This window comes from Anaeromyxobacter oryzisoli, assembly GCF_022690765.1.
Taxonomy (GTDB): Bacteria; Myxococcota; Myxococcia; order Myxococcales; family Anaeromyxobacteraceae; genus Anaeromyxobacter; species Anaeromyxobacter oryzisoli.
In genome coordinates, this window is sequence record NZ_JALCZA010000001.1 from 64,204 (window position 1) to 80,226 (window position 16,023).

The 16,023-nt window shown below is 74.6% G+C and carries 13 protein-coding genes; 4 read left to right on the forward strand and 9 right to left on the reverse strand.

The annotated features are described in order from the left end of the window. The first annotated feature begins 157 nt into the window (after positions 1-157). Positions 158-1,498 carry a response regulator gene (locus tag MNZ27_RS00295; RefSeq protein ID WP_242392014.1) on the forward strand — a complete coding sequence of 447 codons (1,341 nt, stop codon included), beginning with the start codon at positions 158-160 and terminating at the stop codon, positions 1,496-1,498. Positions 1,499-1,787: 289 nt separating this feature from the next. Here the strand turns inward: MNZ27_RS00295 and MNZ27_RS00300 are convergent, their stop codons facing one another. From MNZ27_RS00300 to MNZ27_RS00335, 8 genes are all read right to left on the reverse strand, one after another. Continuing rightward, positions 1,788-2,087, reverse strand: coding sequence for a hypothetical protein (locus tag MNZ27_RS00300; protein WP_242392015.1), 300 nt, complete (start codon positions 2,085-2,087; stop codon positions 1,788-1,790). 85 nt (positions 2,088-2,172) lie between these two features. Continuing rightward, complete coding sequence (nagZ, locus tag MNZ27_RS00305; protein ID WP_242392016.1) at positions 2,173-3,273, reverse strand: beta-N-acetylhexosaminidase; 1,101 nt, start codon at positions 3,271-3,273, stop codon at positions 2,173-2,175. A 66-nt stretch (positions 3,274-3,339) separates the two neighbouring features. Then, positions 3,340-5,487 (reverse strand): BatA domain-containing protein, encoded by a 2,148-nt coding sequence (locus MNZ27_RS00310; RefSeq protein ID WP_242392017.1) that lies wholly within the window; start codon positions 5,485-5,487, stop codon positions 3,340-3,342. Between the two features lie 43 nt (positions 5,488-5,530). Beyond that, positions 5,531-6,436 (reverse strand): DUF58 domain-containing protein, encoded by a 906-nt coding sequence (locus MNZ27_RS00315; RefSeq protein ID WP_242392018.1) that lies wholly within the window; start codon positions 6,434-6,436, stop codon positions 5,531-5,533. Continuing rightward, the gene (locus MNZ27_RS00320; protein WP_242392019.1) at positions 6,429-7,079 is read right to left on the reverse strand and encodes a GIY-YIG nuclease family protein; all 651 of its coding nucleotides are present in this window, start codon (positions 7,077-7,079) and stop codon (positions 6,429-6,431) included. Before MNZ27_RS00320 ends, MNZ27_RS00315 begins: the two co-directional genes overlap by 8 nt. Positions 7,080-7,289: 210 nt before the next feature. Further along, positions 7,290-8,315 (reverse strand): AAA family ATPase, encoded by a 1,026-nt coding sequence (locus MNZ27_RS00325; protein WP_242392020.1) that lies wholly within the window; start codon positions 8,313-8,315, stop codon positions 7,290-7,292. Between the two features lie 19 nt (positions 8,316-8,334). Then, a complete protein-coding gene (locus MNZ27_RS00330; protein ID WP_242392021.1) occupies positions 8,335-9,918 on the reverse strand; it encodes a peptidase MA family metallohydrolase in 1,584 nt (527 codons plus the stop codon). A 164-nt stretch (positions 9,919-10,082) separates the two neighbouring features. Continuing rightward, entirely contained in the window at positions 10,083-13,583 is a 3,501-nt protein-coding gene (locus tag MNZ27_RS00335) for a DUF4175 family protein (RefSeq protein WP_242392022.1), read from the reverse strand. A 193-nt stretch (positions 13,584-13,776) separates the two neighbouring features. Between MNZ27_RS00335 and MNZ27_RS00340 the strand changes: the two genes are divergently transcribed. From MNZ27_RS00340 to MNZ27_RS00350, 3 genes are read left to right on the forward strand one after another with little or no spacing between them, the layout of a single operon-like run. Further along, on the forward strand, positions 13,777-14,394 hold the full coding sequence (locus MNZ27_RS00340) for a sigma-70 family RNA polymerase sigma factor (protein ID WP_242392023.1): 618 nt from the start codon (positions 13,777-13,779) through the stop codon (positions 14,392-14,394). Then, a complete protein-coding gene (locus tag MNZ27_RS00345; protein ID WP_242392024.1) occupies positions 14,391-14,864 on the forward strand; it encodes an anti-sigma factor family protein in 474 nt (157 codons plus the stop codon). Before MNZ27_RS00340 ends, MNZ27_RS00345 begins: the two co-directional genes overlap by 4 nt. A 16-nt stretch (positions 14,865-14,880) precedes the next feature. Beyond that, positions 14,881-15,318 (forward strand): hypothetical protein, encoded by a 438-nt coding sequence (locus MNZ27_RS00350; RefSeq protein WP_242392025.1) that lies wholly within the window; start codon positions 14,881-14,883, stop codon positions 15,316-15,318. A gap of 75 nt (positions 15,319-15,393) precedes the next feature. On the opposite strand, the gene MNZ27_RS00355 is transcribed toward MNZ27_RS00350, so the two are convergent. After that, positions 15,394-16,023 carry a TetR/AcrR family transcriptional regulator gene (locus MNZ27_RS00355; protein WP_242392026.1) on the reverse strand — a complete coding sequence of 210 codons (630 nt, stop codon included), beginning with the start codon at positions 16,021-16,023 and terminating at the stop codon, positions 15,394-15,396.

Sequence of the window (16,023 nt, forward strand, 5' to 3'; positions counted from 1 at the left end):
TTCACGGGTCACGCAAAGCCGGTCACGGTGACGGGCACGGTCACGGTGACGGCCCTGGTGCCCGATCGCCCCCGCCGACCCGATCACCGCCGGGCGATACCGCCTCGTCCCCGGCGGCGTTGATCGGACCGGCTCCGCGCCGGTATCGTGGGTCGCGATGCCGAAGATCCTGCTCGTGGACGACAACCAGGAGCTCCTCACGCTCATCGCCCGGCTCATCGAGGCCGAGGGATGGACCGCGCTCCTCGCGCCGAGGGGGAAGGCGGCGATCGAGCTCGTCGCCAAGGAGCGGCCCGCGGCGGCGGTGGTGGACGTGCTGCTGCCGGACATGATGGGCTACGACGTCGCCCACGCGCTCCGGAACGCGCAGATCCCCTTCGTGTTCGTGACCGGCGTCTTCAAGGGCGGCCGGGCGGCCATGGACGCGCGGAACCAGCACGGCGCGGCCGGCTACTTCGAGAAGCCGTTCGAGGCGAAGAAGCTCGTGGACGCGCTCCGCGGCCTCGTCCCGCCGGCGCCGCCGACCCGCGCCCCCGCCCCGGGCGCCACGCCGCCCCCGCTCAAGGCGGAGCTCACCGACTTCGACGTCGAGGTCGCGGTCGAGGCCGACGAGCCGGTGGACGCGATGGAGCTCACCGGGCGTGTGGTCCTCACCGAGGACGGCAAGGTCTCGGCGGAGATCCGCGGCGAGAACATCACCGCCGCGCCGGTGGGCGCGCCCGCCCGGCCGCCGCCCCTCCGCGCCGCGCCGCCCCCCTCCCGCGCCGACGTCCGGACCCAGGCGACGCGGCACGATCTCTCCCGGACCGAGGGGAAGCTCGAGGAGAACCTCCCGGACCTCATCACCGCCTTCTACCTCGCGCAGCAGACCGGCGAGCTCACGGTGCAGCGCGGGAAGGTGAAGAAGACCATCTACTTCGAGAAGGGGCGCCCCTGCTTCGCCATCTCGAACCTGGTCACCGACCGGTTCGCCCCGTTCCTCGTGCGGGTGGGCAAGATCACCACCGCCCAGCTCGAGCTCTGCAAGGCCACCGCCGAGAAGACCGGCCGGCGCACCGGCGACGTGCTCGTCGAGATGGGGGTCCTCAAGGAGACGGAGAAGCTCTACTACGTCGCCCAGCAGGTGAAGGCGATCGTCTACTCCGTCTTCGGCTGGGAGGAGGGCGAGTACCGGATCCACTTCGTGGATCGGGCGGCGAAGGAGACGATCAAGATCGACCTCCACCCCGCGAACCTCATCACCCGCGGCGTGAAGAAGCTCTACAAGCCGGAGCGGCTCTACCGGCTGCTCTCGCCGGAGGACCGGCTGGTCCCGTCGCAGCAGCCGGCGTACGGGCTGCACGAGGTCGAGCTCGACCGCTGGGAGGCGGAGCTGCTCCCGAAGGTGGACGGGACCCGGAGCATCGCCGAGCTCATCCAGCTCGTGCAGCGGCCGGAGCACGTCGTCTACGGCTTCCTGTACGGGATGGTCGCGCTCAAGATCCTCGAGCGCACCTGACGCACCGCTAAACGAGGGTTCGCGATTCGCGAACACCTTCGGTGTCGCGCCTCGCGCCCTCGTTTAGCCAGGTTATACGGGGGCTGCGCCCCCGCCCCGTCGAGCGAAGCTCGCCGGGGCCCCACCCCTGGCTACGCGGGGCCACGCGCGCGGGCGCGCGCTGTCCCGCGGGGAGGGGCGCTGCCCCTCCCCACCTGCGGTGGGGCCCCTCCCCGCTGTCCGTTCGCGAATCATGACCGGCCGTTTAGAGCTGCTGCGGCGCGCGCGGCGCCGTGCCGCCGGTCCTACGTCAGGTCGCCGGCTCGACGAGGCGGACGGGGTACCGCCGGTACCGGCCCCCGTGCCAGCAGTCGAGCCAGCTGCGGTCCGGCCTCACCGACAGCTCCGGATCGCGCGCCCGCGGGAACCGGGCGGGATCCCCGTTCGCCGGCCCGATCGCGAGCTCGCCGTCGGCGAGGTGCGCCCAGGCGGTCGCGTCGCAGCGCGGGCACTGGAAGAGGACCACCGGCGCACCCGGGAGCGCCACCGTGCCCGCGTCGAGCACGTCGGGCGTGGCGAGCGAGGCGTGACAGTGGGGGCAGGCGATCACGATCGGACTCGACCGCGCAGTGTAGCCGCCGCCCGGTGCGGACGCGAGCCGCCGCCCGAACCATGGTCGAGCGACACGCCCCTGGTCAGGAGCACGCCGTCGTCGGATCGCGCCCGGTGGTGAGGGCGGGGATGCGTGCGGCGAGGGCGAGGTGGTCGGGGGTGCGCAAGCAGGCGCGGACCTGCGCCGGATCCGGCGCCGGCCCCGCGAACCGGAGCAGCCGCTCGACCCGCCCGCGCGCCTCGGCGAGCCGGGCGCGCGGGAGGTCGCCGCGCTCCACCGCGCCCCGCACGAGGTCGATGGCGCGGTGCTGGACGGCGGCGGTGTGGCAGACGAGGAGCGCGTCCACCCCGGCGGCGATCGCGCCCGGCGCGGCCTGCTCGAGCGGGAAGTGCTCCGCCACCGCCTTCATCTCCAGGTCGTCGGAGATCGCGCAGCCGTCGTAGCCCACCTCCTCGCGGAGGAGGCGCATCACCGAGGGCGCGAGCGTCGCCGGCCTGGCCGAGTCGAGCGGCTCGAAGATCACGTGCGCGGTCATCACCGAGGCGACCCCGGCGCGGGCGAGGGCCCGGAAGGGTTGGAGCTCCACGCGATCGAGGCGCTCCCGCGCGTGAGGCAGGCGAGGCAGGTCGTGGTGCGAGTCCTGGCTGGTGTCGCCGTGGCCGGGGAAGTGCTTCGCGCAGGCGGCGACGCCCTCCCCCTGCAGGCCGAGGGCGAGCGCCGCCCCGAGCCGGCCCACCACCTCGGGATCGCGGGAGAAGGACCGATCGCCGATGACGGGGTTCGCCGGGTTCGTGTCCACGTCCACCACGGGCGCGTAGTCCTGGTCGATCCCGACCGCCCGGAGCTCGCGCCCGAGGAGCGCCCCGACGTCGCGGGCGATCGCCGCGTCGCCCAGCTCGCCGACGGCGCGCATGGGGGGGAGCTCGGTGAAGCCCTGCGGCTCGCGCAGGCGGGCGACCCGGCCGCCCTCCTGGTCCACCGACACGAGGAGCGGCCGCCCGGCGGCGCGCTTCAGCGCCGCGGTGAGCTCCGCCACCTGCTCGGCGCTCTCCACGTTCCGGGCGAAGAGCACGACGCCGTACACGCCCCGCCGGATCAGCTCGAGGACCTCGGGCGAGGGGGTCTTCCCGTGAAAGCCGACGCAGAGCAGGCCGGCGACTTCGGTGTCGAGGGAGGGCGCCATGGCGGGCACAGGGTAACCGAGCGGCCGGGACTTCGCACCGGCGCGCGCGGGCCGGGGGTCATCCCGTCAGGCGAGGAGCAGCCCCTCGAGGAAGAACGCGGCGACGCCGAGGGCGAGGAGCACCGACCAGAGCGGGACCTCGCGGCCGCCCGCGACGGCGCGCCCGCCGCCCTCGACCCGGGCGTGGCCCTCGCCGCCGAACCAGGCGGTGAGCTCGGCCGGCGCGAGCCGGCGGGTGTCCGACTCGCGCGGCTCGGGCGTCACCGCGAAGGCGAGCCGCGGCTCGACCCGCTCCTCCCCGCGGCTGCGCACCTTCACCTGCCACAGCCCGGGCTCGCGCGGGGTCCACTCCACCAGGCCCGCCGACGGCTCCGCGAGCCCGGACCGCTCGAGCTCGGCCCGCCCCAGCTCGCGCCCGCCGGGATCGACGAGCGCGACGAGCGCCTCGCCGTCGTCGAGCCGGATCGTGCGGCGCGCGCCGACGGGGGCCGGCGGCTCGCGCCGCTCCTCGAGCGCGCCGGCGAGGAACCCGGCGAAGCGCTGCATCGCCGGGAGGAAGCTCGTGCGGATGGGCCAGTCGGTCCAGTCGTGGTCGGCGGTCGAGGTGAAGAGCAGCACCCGCCCCCGGCCGCGCCGGGCCTCGACCAGCGCGGGCGCGCCATCGTCGAACCGCGCCAGCACCCGCGCCCCGCCCCCGCCCGGCCGCGGCTTCGCGAGGAGGTAGCGCGAGGTCCGGACGCCGAGGAGCCCCTCGCGCGCGTCGCCCTGGAAGATCGAGAGCGCCGGGTGCTCGAAGTCCACCTCGGCGAAGCGGGCGGCGCGCGGCCCGCCCGCGGCGTCCGGCCCGGCGGCGCTCTTCTCGACGTGGAGCGACATGGGGAGCAGCTCGCCGAGCTCGCGCCCGTAGAGCTCCGGGTCCACCTGGTCGCCCACCGCGACGAAGAGCCCGCCGCCGCCCTCGACGAAGCGGGCGAGCTCCGCGGCCCGCGCGCCCACCGAGCGGACGTTGAGCAGGAGGACCACGTCCACCTTCGAGAGGTCCTCCTGCGGGAAGGCCTCGGCGTCCACGAGCCGCGGCCGGACGGGCGACGCGGGCGAGGCGAGGGCCGACTCCACGAAGTACGCCTCGTCGCGGTACTTCACCGGCGAGGGCGCGCCGTCCACGACGAGCGCCCGGATCTCGCGCGGCACCACGATCGCGAGCGCCCGCGCGTCGTCGTCCGCGAGCGCGTCCTGCGGCAGCGCCACCTTCACCGCCGCCGGGCCGCCCTGGGGGAACGCGTGGAGCAGCGTCTTGCGGCTCGTGCCGTTCGCCGGCACCTCGGCGAAGGCGCGGATCGCGGTCCGGGCCGAGGGGCCCGTGCCGACCACGAGCGAGAGCGGCACGTCCGCGAGGGGCTCCTTCGCGTGGTTCGAGAGGAGCGCGGTGAAGCGGTAGCCGCGCGGCCCCGCGGCGGGATCGGGCTCCGCGTCGAGCCCGACCACGGCGTGGTTCGGGAGGTCCGCCCCGCGGGCGGCGTCGAGGATGGTCACCTCCGGCCGGACCGGGCCCTTCGGGCCGTCCACCGCCGGGGCGGGGACGTCGAGGCGCCAGGCGCTCGCGGCGAGGTCGGTCGCGACGACGAGCCGCTTCGGGAGGCCGTCCTGCGCCCGCGCCGCGGCGAGGGCCCGGACCGCGGCCGTGACGCACGCGGTGAGGTCGCCGTAGCCCGCGGTCGCCTGCGCCGACTCGAGCACGCGCCGGACCGCGGCGCGGTCGAACGACGGCGGCTCCACCTGGACCGGATCCATCCCGCAGACCACGGCGGTGGCGGGCTCCTCGGGGGCGAGCTCGGCGAGGGCGCGGAGCGCGTCCTGGCGGGCGCGGTCGAAGAGCGGGCGCCCCCCGAGCCGGTAGCGCATCGAGCCGGAGGCGTCGAGCACGACGGCGGTCGCCCGCGGCCCGCGCGCGACCGCGGCCGCGGCGCCACCGCCGCGCTGGGCCTGGGGGCGGGCGATCGCGAACGCCACCGCGCCGAGGAGGAGGGTCCGGGCCGTGAAGAGGAGGACCTTCTTCAGGCGGAGGCGGCGCTGCGTCTCGCGCCGCGCGCGGAGGACGAACTCGATCGCGGGGAACGGCGTCGGGCGCGGGCGGCGGCGGAAGAAGAGGTGGACGGCGAGCGGGATGCCCGCGGCGAGGAGGCCCCAGAGGAGCGCCGGGTGCACGAAGCTCATGGCCGCTCGCCTCGCGAGCTCGGGGCGGTGATCGCGGTCCCCGTCACGCCGCGCTCCGCTCGCGCCGGGCGAGGAACGGGAGGAGCACCTCGTCGAGGGGGCGGTCGGTGCGGCAGAGGGCGTAGTCCACGTCGGCCTCGGCCGCGGTCCGCCTCACCTCGTCGAGCCAGCGGTGCAGCACCTCGAGGTAGCCCTTCCGCACGTCGCGCCCGTGCGCCTCGACCTGGCGGTCGTCCTCCATCGACAGGAAGAGGGTCGGGTCGTCGAAGGGGAACTCCAGCTCCGCCGGATCGAGGACGTGGAAGAGCGTCACCTCGTGCTTGCGGCGGCCGAGCTGGGCGAGCTTCTTCAGGATCCGCTCCTCGGGGTCGAACAGGTCGGAGAAGACCAGCACCGAGGAGCGGCGCTGGGCGTGCTCGATGATCCAGTCCACCGCGGCGGAGAGCCGGGTGGTCCCGCCCGCCTTCGCGCCCTCGAGGGCGTCGAGGATGGGGGCGAGGTGGTTCGCGGTGGCGCGCGGCGGGACCGAGGCCGCCACCCGATCCTGGACGAGGACGAGCCCGGCGGCGTCCTGCTGGCGGACGAGGAGGTAGGCGAGGGAGGCGGCGAGGGCGCTCGCGTACTCGAGCTTGGTGAGCCGCCCCGGGTCGGCGCGGTAGCCCATCGAGCCGGAGGCGTCCACGACCAGGTAGGCGCGGAGGTTGGTCTCCTGCTCGAACTGCTTCACGTAGTACTTGTCGAACTTGCCGTAGGCCTTCCAGTCGATGTGCCGGATCTCGTCGCCCGGCGCGTACTCCTTGTGCTCCGCGAACTCGACCGACTGCCCGTGGTGCGGCGACTTGTGGAGCCCCGTGAGCACGCCCTCCGTGATCGCGCGCACCCGGAGCTTCAGGCTGTCGAGCTTCGCGAGCACCGCGGGATCGAGGAGGGGACGCTTCGGCTCAGGCATGGCTCCTCCCCTCGCCGGTGCGTTCGTCTCGAGCTGCCCGACCATCGTCCGGTCTTTCCTGGGCCCCTCGGCCACGCTCGGGGTCCCGTTCGCCCTGAGCCCTTCGGCTACGCTCGGGGCAGGCTCCGCGAACTCGCTCGACCTCGGCATCGCACTTCTTTGAGCGGTCGGGCCCGGAGTCGAAGGGCGCGGCGCCATTGGCGGGTGCGGCGGCCTTCGACTCCGCGGTCGCTTCGCGCCCGCTACGCTCAGGCCGAACGGGGCCCTGACGGGAGCCGCCGAAGGCGGCGGAGTCGAAGGGCTCAGGCCGAACGGGGATAACGGCGGGCAGCACGCCGAACATTCGCAGCCGCTCCACCCGGTTCGGCCCTCGCGCGAGCTCCTTCAGCCGCGCCCAGTCCTCGCGCACCAGCGCCTCCTTCTTGGCGCGCGTCCATTTCTTGAGCTGCCACTCCCGGGCGAGCGCCTCGTCCCGCGTGTCGCACTCGGCGGACCAGACGAGCTTCACCGGCAGCTGCCTGGACGTATGGCCGCCGTACGTCCCCTCGACGTGCTCGGCAACCCGCTTCTCCAGGTCCTCGGTATGTCCCACGTAGTAGCTGCCGTTCCTGCAACGAAGCATGTAGACGACGAAGGGTTTCACCAGAGCGCCCCTCGACCCCGCGCGGAGCCTGCCCTGGGCGTGGCCGTCGCCGACCGACGGGCGCGAAGGGCTCGGGCGAGCGCACTGCATCCGGCACGCCGGCCACTCGGTGGCGCACGGCGCCATCATCGCGATCTCCCGCCACGCCTCATTGACTGGCTCCGTCCAGGACGCGCCCCACGCAAACCCGAAGCGCGACGCTCCTCGTCCCTACCGCTCCAGCAGCCGCTCGACGATCTGCGCCGAGGTGATCCCCTCCGACTCGGCGCGGAAGTTCGTGATCACCCGGTGCACGAGGACGTTCTTCGCGAGGGCGCGGACGTCCTCCTCCGAGGCGGCCATCCTGCCGTCGAGGATCGCCCGGCTCTTCGCGCCGAGGATGAGGTACTGGCTCGCGCGCGGGCCGGCGCCCCAGGAGACGTTGTCCTTCACGAAGTCGGGCGCGCCCGGCTCGCCGGGGCGCGTCCGGCGCGCGAGCTCGACGGCGTACCGGATCACGTGGTCGGCGGCGGGGACGCGGAGCACCAGGTCCTGGAGCTCGCGGATCTTGTGCGGCGAGAGGACCCGCCGCAGGGGGGCCCGGGTCGCCACCGTAGTGGAGCGGACGATCTGGAGCTCCTCGTCGGCGGTCGGGTACGAGACCTTCACGTAGAACATGAAGCGGTCGAGCTGCGCCTCGGGCAGCGGGTAGGTGCCCTCCTGCTCGATGGGGTTCTGGGTCGCGAAGACCAGGAACGGCAGCTCGAGCGGGTAGGTCTCGCCGCCGGCGGTGACGCGGTACTCCTGCATCGCCTGGAGGAGCGCGGCCTGGGTCTTCGGCGGGGTGCGGTTGATCTCGTCGGCGAGGAGCAGGTTCGCGAAGATCGGCCCGGCCACGAAGCGGAAGGCGCGCCGGCCGGTGGTGTGGTCCTCCTCGAGGACGTCGGTGCCGGTGATGTCCGACGGCATCAGGTCCGGCGTGAACTGGATCCGGTTGAAGGACAGGTCCAGGACGTCGGCGACCGTGGAGATGAGGAGCGTCTTCGCGAGGCCGGGGACGCCCACGAACAGGCAGTGGCCGCGGGCGAACAGCGCGATCAGGAGGGCGTCCACGACGTCCTTCTGCCCGACGATGCGCTTCTCGATCTCGCCGAGCAGGAGGCGGCGGGCGTCGTGCAGCTCCTGCACCGCCCGGAGGTCCTGCTCGAGGTCCGGCTGCTGCGGCAGGGGTGGGATGGTGGGCGTCTCGGGGGTCATGGGAGCTCCGGATCCGCGCTCAGGGTGAATGGCCGTCTCTCGCGGAGAGTATCGTCGCGAACCGCGCCTCGCGCGAGGCCGCGCCCGGATCGCCGAGGCCACCGTACGCCTTCGCGAGGCCCGCGTGGATCTCGGGATCGAACGGATCCTGCCGGTTCGCGACGAGGAGGCGATCCCTCGCCCGGGCGAGGTCCTGCCGCTCGAGGAGGAGCCGTGCGAGCTGCACGTTCAGGGCGGGGTAGTCCGGGTTCCACCCGAGCGCCTCGGTGAGCACCCGGGAGGCCTCGTCGCGCTGCCCCGCCATCGCGGCGGCGAGCGCGTACTGCCCGGAGAGGTTCGCGACCCGCCCGCCCACGCGCCGGTAGGCCTTCCCGTACTCGATCCGCGCCGCGTTCCAGCGGCCGCGGATCCGGTAGATCTCCCCGAGCCGGGCGAAGCCCCGCGCGGTCGGGTCGGCGAGCTCCCCCCACTCGGCGTGATCGGCACGCTGGCGCGGGTCGTCCCGGAAGGTGAGGCGGCGCAGCTCGTGCGCGCCGCCCCGCGGGAGCGGGCGGGAGGCGAGGTAGCCCTTCCACTGCCCGAGGAAGCGCTCGAACGGGACGCCGAGGGCGTCGGCCACCGCCTGCTCCGCGGTCCGCCCGCCGCCCACCGCCGCCGTGACCCGCGCGATCGCGGCGGGGCCGGCGCGGTTCACGAGGTACTCGACCGCGAGCACGACCTGCGCGTAGGCGAGCGCCGCCCGCTCCTGCGAGGGCAGCTTCGCGAGCGACGGGTGCATCTCCTGGAAGGTGACGAGGTTCCCCTTCCCCACCGCGTCGCGGACGAGCGCCGCCGAGAACGGGGTGAGCGGCTCGGCCCGGCCGCGCCAGGCGGTCTCGAACCACTTCGCGAGCCCCTCCTGCAGCCAGATGGGGGCGCGGTTGTGGGTCTTCAGGGTGACGACGACGTGCGTGTACTCGTGGGCGGCGGTGTCGAGCCAGTCGTAGCCCTTCAGGAGCGCCTTCGGCGAGAGCATCATCAGCTTGCCGAACTTCGCCACCGCCACGGTGCCGCTCGTCCGCACCTCGGCCTCGGTGAGCGTCGAGATCCGCGCGAGCGCCCGCACGTCGGGGACGATCTCGACGGTGAGCCGGCCGGCCGGGACGACGCCCACCGCGGCCTGGAGCGCCGCGCGCTGCCGCTCGAGGGCCTCCACGAGGTACGGCACGAGCACCTCGTCCTTGCCCTTCGGGTACGAGACGACGAAGTGCTCGGCCTCGAACCGGACGAAGTCCTTCGTCACCTCGCGCGCCGCCTTCGCGAGGGCGAGGTAGCCGCCGGCGTCGCCTGCCCCGGACGCCTCGATGAGCCGCACCGCCGCGCCGTAGTCCTGCTCGAAGAAGCGGAGCACGCCGGCGGCGAGCTTCACCTCGTCGGAGGCCCGGTCGAAGGGCTGGTACGGGGCGAGGGTCCGGCGCGCCGCGTCCACGTCCTCCTCGGAGAGCCGCCGGAGCGCAGCGATCGCGGCCTTGTCGGCGGCGCCGGCGGCGAGCGCCGGGGCGGGGGCCGCGGCGGCGAGGGCAGCACCGAGGAGGACGGCGGCGAGGGCGCGGCGCGCAGGCATGGCGGCACCCGCTCGCATTGCTGCGGCGCACGCTGCCTGCCTGCGCGGGGCAGACTCCTCCCTGCGCTGCTCGCCCTTCGACTCCGGCGCGCTCCGCGCGCCTACGCTCAGGGCGAACGGAGCATCGTGTTCCTCGCGACGCTCGACGCAAGCAGGTGGCGCCATCACTTCACCAGCTCCTCGTAGTAGCGCTGCACCTCGCCCCGGTACCGCTCCGGCGCGCCCTGCTTCATCGCCTCCAGGAGGTCCTTGCGGAACTCCTCCGGCACCTTGTGCGCCTCCGCGCCCGGGATCTTCACCTTCTCGCGGGACGGCTCGTAGCCGTCGCCCTCGCGCTCGCCGCCCGCCTCGGCGAACGGGAACGGGAAGCCCTGCCCGCCGCCGCCCTGCCCCTTCTTCGCCGCCTCCTCGAGCCCCTTGCGGAACCGCTCGAGGGCGTCGAGGGCGAGCTGCTGCTCACCGTGGCCGCGCTGCGGGTTCTTCGCCCCGAGCTCGGCGCCGGCCTGGCCCATGTGCCGGCGCCCCTCCCCGAGCTGGCCCTCCGCCGACGGCGGGAACACCGGGGCCTGCTGGGCGAGCTCGCGGAGCCGCTGCTGGAGCTGCCCAGCCTGCCGCTCGAGGTCCCCCTGGCGGCGCGCGAGCCCCTCGAGCTTGCGCTGCTGCTCCGACCCGAGCACGGAGCGCGGGTCGGGGAAGAGCCGGGAGAGCGCGTCGCGGATCTCGCGGACCTTCGGCGCGGCCCGGTCCACCTGGCGGCGCGCGTCGTCGATCTGCTGCGGGTCCTTGCCGGTCAGGGCGCGGCTCCGGTCCGCGAGCTGCGCGTCCTCCTGGAGCAGCATCGAGAGCCGGTCCACCGACGGCCCGGCGCGGAGCGCCGCGTCCGCCGCCCCCTCGAGCTCGCGCGCGACGAGGGCGCGCTCGAGGTCGCGGAGCGCCTCGCGCGACAGCTCGAGCTCCGGCTCGGCCCGCATCGAGACCCCCGGCTGCGCGCGCTCCACGTCCTGCCGCGCCTCCCGCGCCTTGCGCTCGAGCTCCCGGAGCTGCCGCTCCGCGCCCCGGAGCCGGTCGGCCACCTTCCGCCGGTAGTCGGCGCGGATCCGCTCGGTCTCGTCCGCGGCCCGCCGCTGCTCGGCCTGGACCTGCTCGAGGTCCTGCTTGAACGCGAGCATCTCCTTCATGAGCGCGCTCGCCTTCTCGTCCGGGCGCCCCGCGGTGCGCTTCAGGCCGGAGAGCATCCGGTCCATCGCGCTCGCCATCCGGTCGAGGGCCTTCATCGCGCCCTCCACGTCCCCCTGCGCGAACCTGCGCTCCGCGTCGTCGAGGCCCGCCATCAGGTCGTCGGAGCGGGCCAGCTCCGCGAGCGCCTCCTCGTTCATGTGCTCGTCGTTGAAGCCCTTCGACAGCTCCGCCATCTGCCGGAGCAGGTCCTGGACCCGCTCCCGCATCCGCCCGATCTGGGCGACGAGCTCCTTCTTCCGCTCCTCCGAGGGGGCGGAGCGGTACTTCTCGAGGAGGCCGGCGAGATCGCGCCGCTGGCGCTGGAGGTCCTTCGCGAGCCGGACCAGGTCCTCGGCGCGGCGCTTGTCGAGGAGCTGCTCGAGGTAGAGGATCCCGCGCTCCATCGTCTGATCCAGCGCGGCGTCGGCGGTCGCCATCGTGCGCACGATCGAGCCGTCCGGCCGGACGTGCGCGAGGAGGCTGCGCGCGACCAGGCTCCGGTACTGCGTCACCCGCTGCTCGGCGTTCCGGAGGTGGCCCGAGACGTTCACGATCGCCTGGGCGACCTCGCGCGGGCCGGCGCGGTCGCGGCGGATGTCGGCGGCGGCGTCGAGCATCCCGTCGGCGAGCGCGCGGGTCCTCCCGTCGAGGGCCTGGGCCGCCGGGAGCCGCTCCGCGTTCGCCACCGGGCCGGCGGCGAACGCGTCGAGGCGATCCCCGAGCAGCGCCACCAGCTCCTCGTACACCTGCCGCGCGCGCTCGAGCACCCGCCGGCGGTGCTCGGCCTCGGAGTAGATCTTCACCCGCTGGGCCTCGGAGACGCTCCGCTTCGGACCGGAGACGGTGTCCGTGTCGAGGGCCTCCATCCAGTAGGCGAGCTCGTCGCCCTCGGCGAGGCCGAGCGGGACGAGGGCGAGGTCCACCGTCCCGCCGTCGTGGCGGAGCCCCTCGCCGCGGCGCAGGATCCGGCGCTCCTCCTTGCCGCTCGGCGGCTTCAGGACGAGGGCCACCTCGGAGAGGCCGAAGTCGTCCTGGGCGTCCCACGCGATCCCGAGCACCTCGTTGCCGGAGATCTCGAGCTCGCGCTCGGGGGCGGTGATCCGGATCTGCGGGAAGGCGTCCGGCTCGATCACGATCGGGATGGGCGGCCCCTCCGCGACGGTGCGCCCCTTCGCGTCGAGGAAGCGGAAGCGGTAGCTGCCGCCCTCCTGCACCAAAAAGCGGCCGCGGAGGTCGCGATCGCCGGTCACGGTGAGGGCGAAGCGCTGGACGGCCTTGGATCCGGGGGCGGCCTTCGGGTCGGGGGCGGCCTTCGGGTCGGGGGCGGCCTTCGACTCCGCGCTCGCCTTGCTCGCGCTACGCTCAGGCCGAGCGGGAATAATGGAGCCGCCGGAGGCGGCGGAGCCGAAGGGCTCGGGGTGAGCTGCGGACCCAGGCACCTCGCCTCGCTCCCGTTCGCCCTGAGCGTAGGGCCCGCGAGCTCGCTCGGCGCCGTCCTCGCGCTTCGTCGAGCCTCCGGGCGCGGGCCCGGAGTCGAAGGGCGCGGCGGCCTTCGACTCCGCGCTCGCTTCACTCCCGCGGAGCCTGCCCTGAGCGGAGCCGCCGGAGGCGGCGGAGCCGAAGGGCTCAGGCCGAACGGGGATGGCGGAGCCGAAGGGCTCAGGCCGAACGGAACTAGGCGCCTCGAACGTGACCTCGAGCTCCGCGGCCTTCACCGGCCGGTCGGCGCGCGTGCGGAGCGTCACCTCGGTCCCCTTCGGCGCGCGGATCTCGCCGCCGGTGCCGGAGAGGGTCCGGGGCTCCCGCTTCATGTAGGCGGGGTACGCGTAGACGAGCTCGATGTCTCCGGTGATCGGGTCCACCACCGGCGGCGGCGCGCCGGGCGGGTCGCCGCGGAGCACGCGAGCGTACGCCCTGCCGAGATCGGCCCCGCCCACGAGGAACGCCAGCGCGTACGCGGCGAGGACGCCGGCGAGGAGGAGCCCCGCCTGCCGGGCCCGCCGGTCGGGGATCGCGCGGGCGAGATCCACGGCGCGGGCGTCCGCCGCGGTCCGCTCGAGGTGCGCGTCGAGCAGCGCCAGGGAGAGCTGGCCGCTCGCGGCGATCTCCTCGCGCGCCCGCGCCAGCTCCACCGAGGAGAGGAGCGCCGAGCGCAGCGCCGGCTGCCCGCCGGCGAGCGTCCGGGCGGTGGCCGCGTCCCCACGGGCGGTCCGGAGGAGCGCGCGCGCCGCGACCGCGAAGGCGGCGACCACCGCGAGCGCCGCCAGCGCGAGGGCGATCCCCCGGTACCCCGTCCGGGCCCCCGCCGCGAGGGCGACGGCGCCGCCGAGGACGCACAGCAGGGCTGCCGCCAGGCCCGCCCCGCCCGCCACGCAGAGGACGATCCGGACCTGCCGACGCCGCGCCCCCTGGAGGACGCGCGCGATCTCGGAGTACGCGCCGGGCATGTGGTCCTGGTTCGAGAAGCGACCTCTCCACCGCGCTCCGGCGGTTTCGGCAAGGATAACGCGGCGCGACCCGGGGGGCACCCGTCCAAGAGGCGGCCCGCGCCGACGCCGTCGAAGCTCGCCCGGGGCGCGACCCCCCGTGCTACCTTGCCGCGTCCGGTGAATTCCGCCGGGGGAGACCGCGTCAAGACCGATGGAAGCAGACGACCTCGCGCTCGTCGAGCGGGCCCGCGCAGGCGAGAGAGACGCCTTCCGCGCCCTGGTCGTCCGTTTCCAGAGGAAGGTCTACGCCGTGGCGCTCGGCATCGTGAAGGACCCGGATCTCGCATGGGACGTCGCCCAGGAGACGTTCGTGCGCGTCCACCGGGGCCTCGGCGACTTCAAAGGAGACTCGGCCTTCTCGACCTGGCTCTTCCGGATCGCGACGCACCTCTCCATCGACGCGGTGCGCCGGGAGCGGAGCGCCCGCAAGGAGGACGTGGACGAGGTGCGCGAGTCGGACCTCGAGGACGGCGGTGAGGGGATCCTCGCGACGCCGCTCGGGACCGATCCCCGCCAGAACGCGCTCCGGCGCGAGCTCGGGGAGAAGATCGAGGAGGCGCTCGCGACGCTCCCGGAGAAGCACCGGACGATCCTGGTCCTCCGCGAGCTCGAGGGGCTCTCCTACGAGGAGCTGGCCGAGCGGCTCGGGATCCACAAGGGCACGGTGATGAGCCGGCTCTTCCACGCGCGGAAGAAGATGCAGGCCGCGCTGCGGGAATACGCCGGGATCCGTGGGGACGCGGACCGCGACGGGGAGGACGAGACGTGACGAAGAAGGACTGCGTGCGCTTCGCTCCGATGATCGGGGCTCGCGAGGGCGAGCTGTCCGAGGTCGAGGCGCGGGCGCTCGCGGCGCACCTCGCGATGTGCCGGCGGTGCCAGGAGCTCGCCGCCCGGTTCGCGAGGACCGACGGGCTGGTGGCCGAGGCGCTCCTCGCGCGCGCGAACGCGCGGGACTTCGCGCCGTTCGTCGATCAGGTGATGGACCGCATCGGCACCGGCGCCCCCCAGGGTGCGCGCTCCGGCCGCGGACTGCTCGGCTGGGTGGGGCGTCACTGGAAGGGAACGCTCTCCGTCACGGCGCCGGCGCTGGCAGCCCTCGCGGTGTTCATGTACGTTCACTTCGGCGGCCCCGGGCAGGTGGCGTCGCTCGAGATCTCCAGCCAGGGTGTCTCGACCGTGCTCCAGACATCCGACGGCCCGGTGGTGCTCCTCCCACCCGAGGAGCACCCGTCGTGAGCCGCCTGGAGGGTAGATGACCCGCCGCTCGTTCATCCTCGCCGCCGCCGCCGCGGTCCTCTTCTCCGCCGTCCCGATCGCCGCCCGCGCCGACGTGCCGGTGCACGTCCGCGTGATCAAGGGCTCGCGCCGCGGCCCGAAGCAGGTGGACCCGCGCCTCGACGCGCTGAGGCGCCAGCTCTCGGCCCTCGCCTACGTGAACTGGCAGGAGACCCAGGAGCGGCGGGTCACGCTGGTGAAGGGGCGCACGGAGTTCGTGCAGCTCCCCGACGGCGACATGGCCGGGATCACGCTCCAGGAGGAGCGCGGGACCATCGCGACCATCGAGGTCGCCCTCGCCTCCCGGAACACGCAGAGCCGGCTCACCATCGAGAAGGGCCAGCGGATCGTCCACCAGGTCACCGGCGAGCGGGACGGGGCGGCCTTCTTCCTGACCATCGCGGTCTGGCCGTAACGGCGGCGCGGCGCCGCGCCGTGCCCCGCCTCGAACGCCCGGGCGTCCCCGGCAGCCCCCTCCTCCGCGTCGCCGTCAGGCCGGCGAGTTCGCTTCGGGTGAACTGGCGCGCTCCAGCCCGGCCAGGAACGTCCGGATCCCGCCCAGATAGTTCCGGACGACGCTCCGGGGCGCCGGCGAGCGCGCCAGCGTCATGAGCCCGAGGACGGCGCCCGCCAGATAGTCCGCCGTCGCCGCGCAGTCCACGCGCGGGGAGAGCTCGTCCCGGCGCCGGGCGTTCTCGAGGGCGCGGGCGAGCCGCCCCCGGAGGTCGTCGAGGTACGCCTCGACGACGCGGGCGACCGAGGCCTCGCGCGGCGCGGTCTCCGCCGCGGACAGGACGAGCAGGCAGCCGCGCCGCCCCTCCGGCCGACCCGCCAGCTCGCCGAGGCCGCGGAAGAAGCGCTCGACCTCCGCGAGGGAGGCGTCCGCGGGAGCGAGGGGCGCCATGAAGGCGCCGGCGACCCGCTCCCGGTACCGCTGGAGCAGCGCGGTGAAGAGCCTGCGCTTGCTCCCGAACTCGCCGTAGATCGCCGCCCGGTGCAGGCCCGTCCGGTCGGCCAGATCCGCGACCGTGGTCGCCTCGTACCCCTTCTCCCAGAAGAGGCGCGTCGCCCGCTCCAGCGTCTCCTCGGACAGCGCCCCCACGGCCTTGCCGACTCCCAT

Bases quoted from the DNA above. Each gene is read 5' to 3' on its own strand.
- MNZ27_RS00295 (WP_242392014.1), top strand. From the start codon at position 158: ATGCCGAAGATCCTGCTCGTGGACGACAACCAGGAGCTCCTCACGCTC.
- nagZ (WP_242392016.1), bottom strand. From the start codon at position 3,273: ATGGCGCCCTCCCTCGACACCGAAGTCGCCGGCCTGCTCTGCGTCGGC.
- MNZ27_RS00310 (WP_242392017.1), bottom strand. From the start codon at position 5,487: ATGAGCTTCGTGCACCCGGCGCTCCTCTGGGGCCTCCTCGCCGCGGGC.
- MNZ27_RS00315 (WP_242392018.1), bottom strand. From the start codon at position 6,436: ATGCCTGAGCCGAAGCGTCCCCTCCTCGATCCCGCGGTGCTCGCGAAG.
- MNZ27_RS00325 (WP_242392020.1), bottom strand. From the start codon at position 8,315: ATGACCCCCGAGACGCCCACCATCCCACCCCTGCCGCAGCAGCCGGAC.
- MNZ27_RS00330 (WP_242392021.1), bottom strand. From the start codon at position 9,918: ATGCCTGCGCGCCGCGCCCTCGCCGCCGTCCTCCTCGGTGCTGCCCTC.
- MNZ27_RS00335 (WP_242392022.1), bottom strand. From the start codon at position 13,583: ATGCCCGGCGCGTACTCCGAGATCGCGCGCGTCCTCCAGGGGGCGCGG.
- MNZ27_RS00340 (WP_242392023.1), top strand. From the start codon at position 13,777: ATGGAAGCAGACGACCTCGCGCTCGTCGAGCGGGCCCGCGCAGGCGAG.
- MNZ27_RS00350 (WP_242392025.1), top strand. From the start codon at position 14,881: ATGACCCGCCGCTCGTTCATCCTCGCCGCCGCCGCCGCGGTCCTCTTC.
- MNZ27_RS00355 (WP_242392026.1), bottom strand. From the start codon at position 16,023: ATGGGAGTCGGCAAGGCCGTGGGGGCGCTGTCCGAGGAGACGCTGGAG.